Raw genomic sequence first — 8954 nt, forward strand, 5'->3', positions numbered from 1 at the left:
GGAGCGCAGCGACTGAGCGGAGGAGGGAAGAATCGGGGTCACAGGGCCCCGACCCCGCGGCGCCGGAGGCGACGCCAACATTACGGTGCGGTGATCCGGCCCTGCCAGCGGCCGAGTGCTTCGGCGCGGTACTCGTCGAAGTAACCCCCGTCGATACTGGCCCGGATACGGTCTACGAGGCGGATGGTGAAGCGCTCGTTGTGGATCGTGCACAGCGTGGAGGCCAGCATCTCCTTGGCCTTGAACAGGTGGTGGATATAGGCGCGGGTGTAGTTCGCGCAGGTGTAGCAGTCGCAGGTCTCGTCGATGGGCGTGAAATCCCGTTTGAAGCGGAGGGTGTCGATATTGAACCGGCCGGCCTCCACATAGATCCCGCCGTTGCGACCCACCCGGGATGGATTCACGCAGTCGAAGGTGTCCGCGCCGGCCTCGATCGCGGCGAACATATCCTCCGGTTCGCTGATCCCCAGCATATGGCGGGGCTTGTCCTCGGGTAGTTCGTCGCAGCACCAGCCGACGATGGCGCCGAGATTGTGCTTCTCCAGCGCCCCGCCGATCCCGTATCCGTCGAAACCGCTTCCCGCGGCACCGCGGATCTCGGCCAGTTCCCGGGAAGCCTTGCGCCGCAGGTCCTCGTACTGCGCACCCTGCACGACCGCGAAAAGCGCCTGATAGGGCCGGTGTGCGCGCTCGGCGGTGAGCCGCTCGTGCTCATCGATGCACCGCTGCGCCCAGTCGTGCGTGCGCCGCACCGATTTCTCCTGGTACCCGCGAGTGTTCATCAACGTGGTGAGCTCGTCGAAGGCGAACATGATATCCGCGCCCAGCCGATGCTGGATCCCCATCGAGAACTCGGGGGTGAAGCGATGCTTCGACCCGTTCAGATGTGACCGGAAGGTCACCCCGTCGTCGTCCACGGTCGCCAGGCGTTCCTTGCCCTTGGCGATGACGTCGTCGCTGCGCACATCGACGGTTTCCATGGCCAGGACCTTCTTGAATCCGACCCCCAGCGACATCACCTGGAAGCCGCCGCTGTCGGTGAAGGTGGGGCCCGGCCAGTTCATGAAGGCCGCCAGGCCGCCGGCCTCGTCGACGATATCCGGCCCGGGCTGCAGGTACAGGTGGTAGGCGTTGGCCAGTAGCGCCTGCGCCCCGAGTTCCTTCATCGCCTCCGGCAGGACCGCCTTGACGGTCGCCTTGGTGCCGACCGGGATGAAGGCGGGGGTCGCGACGGTTCCGTGCGGGGTCCGCAGCACCCCGGTTCGGCCGTGCCGCCCCTCGAGGCGGGTACCGACACTGAACGAGAATCCGACGCCATCCGACACGGCGCACATCCTCTCAGGCAGTATCGATCGGCCATGAGCGAGGGCCCTGCGTGGTCACGCGGCCTCCTTCGGGCCCGCCCCGGCTCATGCCGGGTCAGGCCTCGACCGCGGCCGCCGCGAACTGGGCGCTGTAGAGCCGGTAGTACGCCCCCTGCCGCGCCAGCAGATCGTCGTGCGACCCGGTCTCCACGATCCGGCCCGCCTCCATCACCACGATCAGGTCCGCGTCGCGGATGGTGGACAGTCGGTGTGCGATCACGAAGCTGGTCCGGTCGCGCCGCAGTTCCGCGGTGGCCTGCTGCACCAGCAGTTCGGTCCGTGTATCGACCGAACTCGTGGCCTCGTCCAGCACCAGGATGGCCGGTTTGGACAGGAAGGCCCGCGCGATGGTGATGAGCTGTTTCTCACCCGCGCTGACCCCGGTGCCCTCCTCGTCGATCACGGTGTCGTAGCCGTCCGGCAGGGCGTGCACGAAACGGTCCACGTAGGCCGCGCGGGCGGCGGCGAGGATCTCGTCGTCGCCAGCGGTGGGATCGCCGTAGGCGATGTTCTCCCGGATGGTGCCCTTGAACAGCCAGGTGTCCTGTAGCACCATCCCGATCCGCGAGCGCAACTGTTCCCGGCTCAACGCGGTGATATCGACCCCGTCGATGGTGATCACACCGGAGTCCAGTTCGTAGAACCGCAGCAGCAGGTTGACCAGCGTGGTCTTTCCCGCACCGGTGGGCCCGACGATCGCGACCACATGTCCCGGTTCGGCGACCAGCGAGAGGTGCTCGATGATCGGCGTCTCCGGTTCGTAGCGGAAGGAGACGTCGTCGAATTCCACCCGGCCGCGTTCGGTCGGACGGGTGACCTTCTCGGCCGGGTCAGGGCTCTGTTCCGGGGCGTCGAGTATCTCGAAGATCCGCTCCGCCGAGGCCACTCCCGATTGCAGCAGGTTGGCCATGGCGCCGATCTGGGTGAGCGGCTGGCTGAACTGGCGCGAGTACTGGATGAACGCCTGCACCTCGCCCAGCGACAGCTGACCCGAGGCGACCCGCAGCCCGCCGATCAGCGCGATCAGCACGTAGTTGATGTTTCCGAGGAACATCGACGACGGCATGATCAGACCGGAGATGAACTGCGCTCTGAAACTGGATTTGAAGAGATGGTCGTTGCGCTCGTCGAACTCGGCGCCCACCTGCTTGCTGCGGCCGAACGCGGTGATCACCTCGTGCCCGGTGTAGGCCTCTTCCACCTGGGCGTTGACGAGCCCGGTGTACTTCCACTGGTCCACGAAATGCGGTCTGGACCGTTTGGCGATCTGGGCGGTCACCACCACCACCGCGGGCACCGTCAGCAGGGCGACCAGTGCCAGCAGCCACGAGATCCAGAACATCATGCCGAGGATGCCGATCACCGTGAGTACCGAGATGAGCAGCTGGCTCATGGTCTGCTGCAGGCTCTGCGAGACATTGTCCACATCGTTGGTGACCCGGCTGAGCACATCGCCGCGGGGCGCGGAGTCGAAGTAACTCAGCGGCAGCCGGTGGATCTTGTCCTCGACATCGGAGCGCAGCCGTTTGATGACGCGGTTGATCGCATCGTTGAGCAGGAATGCCTGCAACCAGCCGAACACCGCGGCGCCCAGGTAGAGCGCGAGCACGAGGGTAAGCACCCGCCCGACCGCATCGAAGTCGATGCCGACACCGGGTACGACATCCATCCCCGACAGCATGTCGGCCATGGTGTCCTGCCCTTGGGCGCGCAGTCCGGCGATCGCCTCCTCTTTGCTCACCCCCGCGGGCAGCTGCCGGCCCACGACTCCGTCGAAGATCAGGTTGGTGGCCTTGCCGAGCAGGTACGGCCCGGCGATGTTCAGCACCACCGAGACGATGCCCAGCCCGACGATCACGCCCACCCGCATCCGCTCCGGCGCGAGCCGCCGCACCAGCCGTTTCAGCGAAGGTTTGAAGGATTTCGGTTTGGCGTCCGGAGCCCCCGGATTCCCCGGCCTCATCGTGCCTCCTCGGAAGCGAGTACATGCGGTCCGGCGGAGGCCGTAGCGAAGGCGGAGGTATCGCCCCTCATCGTGCCTCCTCCACACTCAGCTGGGATTCGACGATTTCGCGGTACTCCGCGCAATCACGCAGCAGTTCCTCGTGGGTACCGACCCCCGCCATCTCACCGTCCTCCAGTACGACGATCCGGTCGGCGTCGCGAATGGTGGCGATCCGCTGGGCCACGATGATCACCGCGGCGTCCGCGGTCGCCGGGCGCAGGGCCGCGCGCAGGCGCGCGTCGGTGGCCACGTCGAGCGCGGAGAACGAATCGTCGAACAAATACACCCGGGGGCGGCGCACCAGCGCCCGGGCGATGGCCAGCCGCTGCCGCTGCCCGCCCGATACCGTGGTCCCGCCCTGCGCGACCGGGGTCTCCAGGCCCTTGGGCATGGCCCGCACGAAGTCGGCGGCCTGGGCGATCTCCAGGCAGCGCCACAGTTCCTCGTCGGTGGCGTCCGGATCGCCGTAGCGCAGGTTGCTCGCGACCGTGCCCGAGAACAGATACGCCTTCTGCGGAACCAGTCCGATACGCGACCGCAATTCGGCCAGGTCGAGGTCGCGCACATCGGTGCCGCCGATCTCCACCGTGCCCTCGGTGACATCGATGAGGCGGGGGAGCAGATTCAGCAGGGTGGTCTTACCGGACCCGGTGGAACCGACGATCGCCGCAGTCTCCCCGGGACGCACCGCGAAATCGATCCCGCACAGCACGGGCTTCTCGGCACCGGGGAAGCTGAACGCGGCATCACGCATCCGCACCTCGGCGGGATCACCCAGGAACGGCTTCGGCAGATCCGGTGAGCGCACCGACGACGGGGTATCGAGGACCTCGGAGATCCGGTCGGCCGAGACCGCCGCGCGCGGGGCCATCATGGCCAGGAACGATGCCATCATGACGGCCATCAGGATCTGCATGATGTAGGAGAGCAGCGCGGTCAGCGAGCCGATCTGCATCTCGCCCGTGTCGATGGCCTTACCACCGAACCAGATCACCGCCACCGACGTGACATTGCTGATCAGCATGACCGTCGGGAACATGAGCGCCATCAACCGGCCCACCCGCACCGAGATATCGGTGAGGTCGGTATTGGCCACTCCGAACCGCCACGTCTCGAGCGGCTCGCGGACGAAGGCGCGGACCACGCGGATACCGGTGATCTGCTCGCGCAGCACCCGGTTGACCTGGTCGAGCCGGGTCTGCATCTGGCGGAACGCGGGCACCATGCGGGCGATGATGAAACCCATACTCAGCGCCAGGGCCGGCACCGCGATCAACAGCAGCCAGGACAACCCGAAATCTTCGCGCAGCGCCATCACGATGCCGCCGATACACATGATGGGCGCCATCACGGCCACGGTCGCGGCCATGACGATGAGCAGCTGGACCTGCTGCACATCATTGGTGTTACGGGTGATCAGCGAGGGCGCGCCGTACATCCCGACCTCACGCGCCGAGAAGGCGCCCACCCGGTGCAGCAGGGCGCCGCGCAGGTCGCGGCCCGCGCTCATCGCCGCCTGTGCGGCCAGGAACACCGAGGACGCGGAGGCGATGATCTGCACACCGGAGACCAGCAGCATCCGCAGCCCGGCCGTCCAGATGTAGCCGATATCGCCCTTGGTGACGCCCTCGTCGATGAGGTCGGCGTTCAGACTCGGCAGGTACAGCATCGCGATTACCGAGATCAGCTGCAGTGCCACGATCCCGGTCAACTGTTTCCGGTACGGGCCCAGGAAGCCACGGAGCAGTCGGATCAACATGATGACCGCACGCTACCGTCTGTCCCGGTGGGGCTGCCTGTGATTTTCGGCGGGTCGGTGCGGTGCGGTGCGCGGCGCACCCAGGCGCCCGGGTCGGCGGTGAGCGTCCCGATGAATTCCGGCAGTCCGTTCGCGGCGATATCGGCCAGACTCACGTTCTCGAGCACCGCGCGCAAATTCACCCGCAACGCGATCCACACCTGCTGTAGCGGTTCGGCCACACCCGCGTACTGCACTTCTTCGGGCCGCAGGCCTCGTACCGAGGCGAGCGGGCCCTCGAGGGCACGGATGACATCGGCGATGGAGATATCGGCGGGCGGGCGGGCCAGCCGGTAACCGCCGTCCGGGCCGCGCCGGCTGGTCACCAGCCCGGCCCGGCGCAGCTCGGCCAGGACACTCTCGAGCACTTTGGGTGGTATGCGCTGAGCTGCCGCGATGGACTCCGCCTTCACCGCGGCAGCCTGATCGGATGCCGTGATCTCGAGCAGGGTCCGCACGGCATGATCCACCTTGGCGGTGATGTGCACGACTGACCTGACCTTTCGCTGTGCCGGGGCACGATGACGCGACAAACCTAGTCGGCGCCGAGTTGCAGAACCGCGAGAGCCGCGTCCAGCAGCGTCGCCTCCACCACATCATCTCCCGCGTCCTGTGCGATCTCGTTCGAAACAAGCGCAACGGCCAGAATTTCCATGGCGGCGCTTACCCGCAGCAGCCGGACCGCGGTGGGCTCGGGCCCGGCGAGCCAGTTCCGTAGCGCTTTGTTGGCGTCCACGATCACCGGATACTGGTCGGCCAGCGCGTTGACGATGGGAACGGCATTGCGCAGCATCATCTCGCCCGCGTCGCGGTGCCGGATCATGGTCCGGATATAGGACTGCAGAGCGGTCCGGCGGGCAGCGGCGTCCGGCGGCATCGGCTCGACTTCCTCGGCGAGTGCGCGCAGATCGTCGAGGAGGGGGTTGACGATCGCCACGAGCAGTTCCAGTTTCGAGGCATAGTGATAGTAGAGCGACGGCTTTGTGATTCCGACCGCATCCGCCACTTCACGCAGGCTCGTCTCTTCGTAACCTTTGGCCACGAACAGCCGCACGGCGGCGTCCAGGATGGCCCGCTTGGTATCTCGACCTGCGGTAACGTGGTCGCCAGTTCTGCGATTCGCCATGCTCGGCCCCTTCTCGTTCTCCCGGTGACAGGTCCGGTCGGCACCGGAAGTCGAGCTTGTTCCTCCACTTGACCTACCGGTAGCCTACCTACCGTACGGTAGATAAATCTGGCGTCCACCGTGGAGGCGGATCCACCGGCTCCGGGCACGCGAAAGCGTCCGGCCCGCGCAGCCCCGGTCCGCGATAGCGACGTCGGCCGTCAGTTCGTCACGCGCAATGACCACACCGTCCCGGCCTCGCTAGGAGCAATCCCTCGTGTCCGTATTCCTGTACAGATGGGGAAAGTTCGCTTTCCGCCGGAAATGGATAGTGCTGCCCGTCTGGGCGCTGATCCTGGTACTGCTCGGTGGAGCGGCGGCCTCGCTGTCCAAACCGTTCCAGGACAGCTTCGAGATGCCGGGACTACCGTCGGAGAAGGCCACCGGCATCCTCGAGGAGCATATGCCGCAGATGGCGGCGATGTTCAGCATCGATGCCATCAACGGCACCTATCTGATCGCGGCCCAGAACGGCAAACTCACCGACGAGTCGAATATGGCCGCGCTCGACGCACTGGTCCAGCGGCTGAACGAACTCGACATCGTCGACCACACCGAGCGGGCGGTCAATCCGGTCCGCGCCACCTCGATGATGCCCGCCGACCAGGAAGCCGCCAAGGCCCAGGCGCAGGCCGCGGCCGAACTCGCGCCCGGTGAGGCCCCGCCGCTGCCGGAGCCGAACTGCCTCGACGGTCAGGGCTCACCGGAGTTCAAGGGCCTGTGCGGCGGCGCTCCGCTGAACGTGCTCAACGAGAGCAACCCGGAAACCGTCGCCGTGCTCGACGTGAAATTCACGATGCCGACCTTCTCCGAAATCACCGAGGAGAACCGGCAGGCCGCCGAGGCCATCGCCCAGGAAGGCCGCAACGCCGGCCTGACCGTGGAACTCACCGGCGCCATCGCCCAGACCCAGGTCGAATCCGGCCAGGCCGAGATGATCGGTATCGGGGTCGCGCTGATCGTCATGATCATCGCCTTCGGCGCCATCGTGGCGGCGTTCGTCCCGATCGTCACCGGCATCGTCGGTGTCGCCTGCGCGGGCGCGCTCATCCTGACCGGCACCTCGCTGACCGAGGTCCCGACCTTCACCCCGATCCTGGCCTCGATGATCGGCCTGGCGCTGTCCATCGACTACGCGCTGTTCATCGTCTCCCGGTACAAACACGAGCTGGTGGTCCAGGATTCGCCCGAGGAAGCCGCGGGTGTCGCGGTCGGCACCGCCGGTTCGGCCGTGGTGTTCGCCGGACTCACTGTGGTGATCGCGCTGCTCGGGCTCTCGGTGGTCGGGATCGGCTTCCTCACCATGATGGGTATCGGCGGGGCCATCGCCGCCGGGTTCGCGGTATTCGCCGCCATCACCCTGATGCCCGCACTGCTCGGCGCCCTCGGCCGGTTCTTGTTCAAGCCGAAACTGCCGCTGGTCGCCCGGCACGATCCCGAGGACGACGATTCGATCACCAACGGGATGCGCTTCGCCCGCCTGATCGCCCGGATACCGGTGCTGACACTGGTGGTGAGCGCGATCGTGCTGGGTGCGCTCGCGGCCCCGGCCACCCAGCTGAACCTGGGCCTGCCCGGCGGCGACAGCATGCCCGAGGACTCCTCGGTGCGTAAGGCCTACGAATTGCAGACCGAGGGCTTCGGCGAGGGCAAGAACGGCGCGCTCGTGGTGGCTGTCGATCTCTCCGAAACCCCGCAGGATCAGCGCGACGCCGCGCTGACCGCCCTGCGGGACCAGCTGGCGAGCTACGACGGCGTGGACTACCTGAGCGTCGCGCAGCCCAGCCAGGACGGGCAGGCCGCGCTGTTCCAGGTGGTGCCCGATTCCGGCCCGAACAGTGCCGAGACCCAGGACCTGGTGGCGCACGCCCGCGACGCCGAAGCCGCGCTACAGGATCGGTACGGCATGGAGTACGGCGTCACCGGCCAGACCGCCATCTACGCCGACGTCAACAGTGTGCTGCTGACCAGCATCATCCCGTACCTGGCCATCGTCGCGGCGGCCGCGTTCGTGCTGCTGCTGCTGGTGTTCCGGTCCATCCTGGTACCGCTCACCGCCGCGCTGGGCTTCCTGCTGTCGATGGCGGCGACCTTCGGCGTCACGGTGCTGATCTTCCAGGAGGGCGCCTTCGGCATCGTCAAGGACACCCACCCGATCATCAGCTTCCTACCCATCATGCTGATCGGCCTGGTGTTCGGTCTGGCGATGGACTACCAGGTCTTCCTGGTGACCCGGATGCGCGAGGAATACGTGCACGGCAAGGATCCGAAGGAGGCGATGATCAGCGGCTACCACCACGGGGCCCGTGTGGTCACCGCGGCCGCGATCATCATGATCTCGGTGTTCGGCGGCTTCATGCTCTCGCCGGACATCACCTCCAAGTCCATGGGCTTCGCCCTGGCGGCGGGTGTGTTCTTCGACGCCTTCCTGGTGCGGATGGTGCTGATCCCGTCGCTGCTGGCGTTGCTGGGCAAATGGGCCTGGTGGATGCCGGCCTGGCTGGACCGGATCCTGCCGGATATCGACGTCGAGGGAACGAAGCTTCGCGAGCTCCAGCAGCGCGCCAAGACCCCGGCCGAATCGGAACCCGCCGGGGTCTGATCCACCGGTCTCATCGAAAC

6 protein-coding genes are annotated in these 8954 nt (G+C 66.7%); 1 reads left to right on the forward strand and 5 read right to left on the reverse strand.

What is annotated here, in order from left to right; all coding sequences use genetic code 11:
• Positions 1–80: 80 nt before the first annotated feature.
• From tgt to ACLML9_RS25825, 5 genes are all read right to left on the reverse strand, one after another.
• Entirely contained in the window at positions 81–1325 is a 1245-nt protein-coding gene (gene tgt / locus ACLML9_RS25805) for a tRNA guanosine(34) transglycosylase Tgt (protein WP_411947946.1), read from the reverse strand.
• Between the two features lie 94 nt (positions 1326–1419).
• Positions 1420–3327 (reverse strand): ABC transporter ATP-binding protein, encoded by a 1908-nt coding sequence (locus ACLML9_RS25810; RefSeq protein WP_411947947.1) that lies wholly within the window; start codon positions 3325–3327, stop codon positions 1420–1422.
• Positions 3328–3394: 67 nt separating this feature from the next.
• Positions 3395–5128 carry an ABC transporter ATP-binding protein gene (locus tag ACLML9_RS25815; protein ID WP_411947948.1) on the reverse strand — a complete coding sequence of 578 codons (1734 nt, stop codon included), beginning with the start codon at positions 5126–5128 and terminating at the stop codon, positions 3395–3397.
• Positions 5122–5655, reverse strand: a complete 534-nt coding sequence (locus ACLML9_RS25820) for an RrF2 family transcriptional regulator (protein WP_411947949.1) — start codon at positions 5653–5655, stop codon at positions 5122–5124. The genes ACLML9_RS25815 and ACLML9_RS25820 overlap by 7 nt, the downstream gene beginning before the upstream one ends.
• Before the next feature lie 47 nt (positions 5656–5702).
• Positions 5703–6293: a TetR/AcrR family transcriptional regulator gene (locus ACLML9_RS25825; protein WP_411947950.1), complete on the reverse strand. Its 591-nt coding sequence runs from the start codon at positions 6291–6293 to the stop codon at positions 5703–5705.
• Between the two features lie 256 nt (positions 6294–6549).
• On the opposite strand from ACLML9_RS25825, the gene ACLML9_RS25830 reads away from it, so the two are divergent.
• Positions 6550–8934: an MMPL family transporter gene (locus ACLML9_RS25830; RefSeq protein WP_411947951.1), complete on the forward strand. Its 2385-nt coding sequence runs from the start codon at positions 6550–6552 to the stop codon at positions 8932–8934.
• The last annotated feature ends 20 nt before the right edge of the window (positions 8935–8954 follow it).

The sequence above is a fragment of the Nocardia sp. NPDC002869 genome, from assembly GCF_046764065.1.
Classification (GTDB): Bacteria; Actinomycetota; Actinomycetes; order Mycobacteriales; family Mycobacteriaceae; genus Nocardia; species Nocardia rhamnosiphila.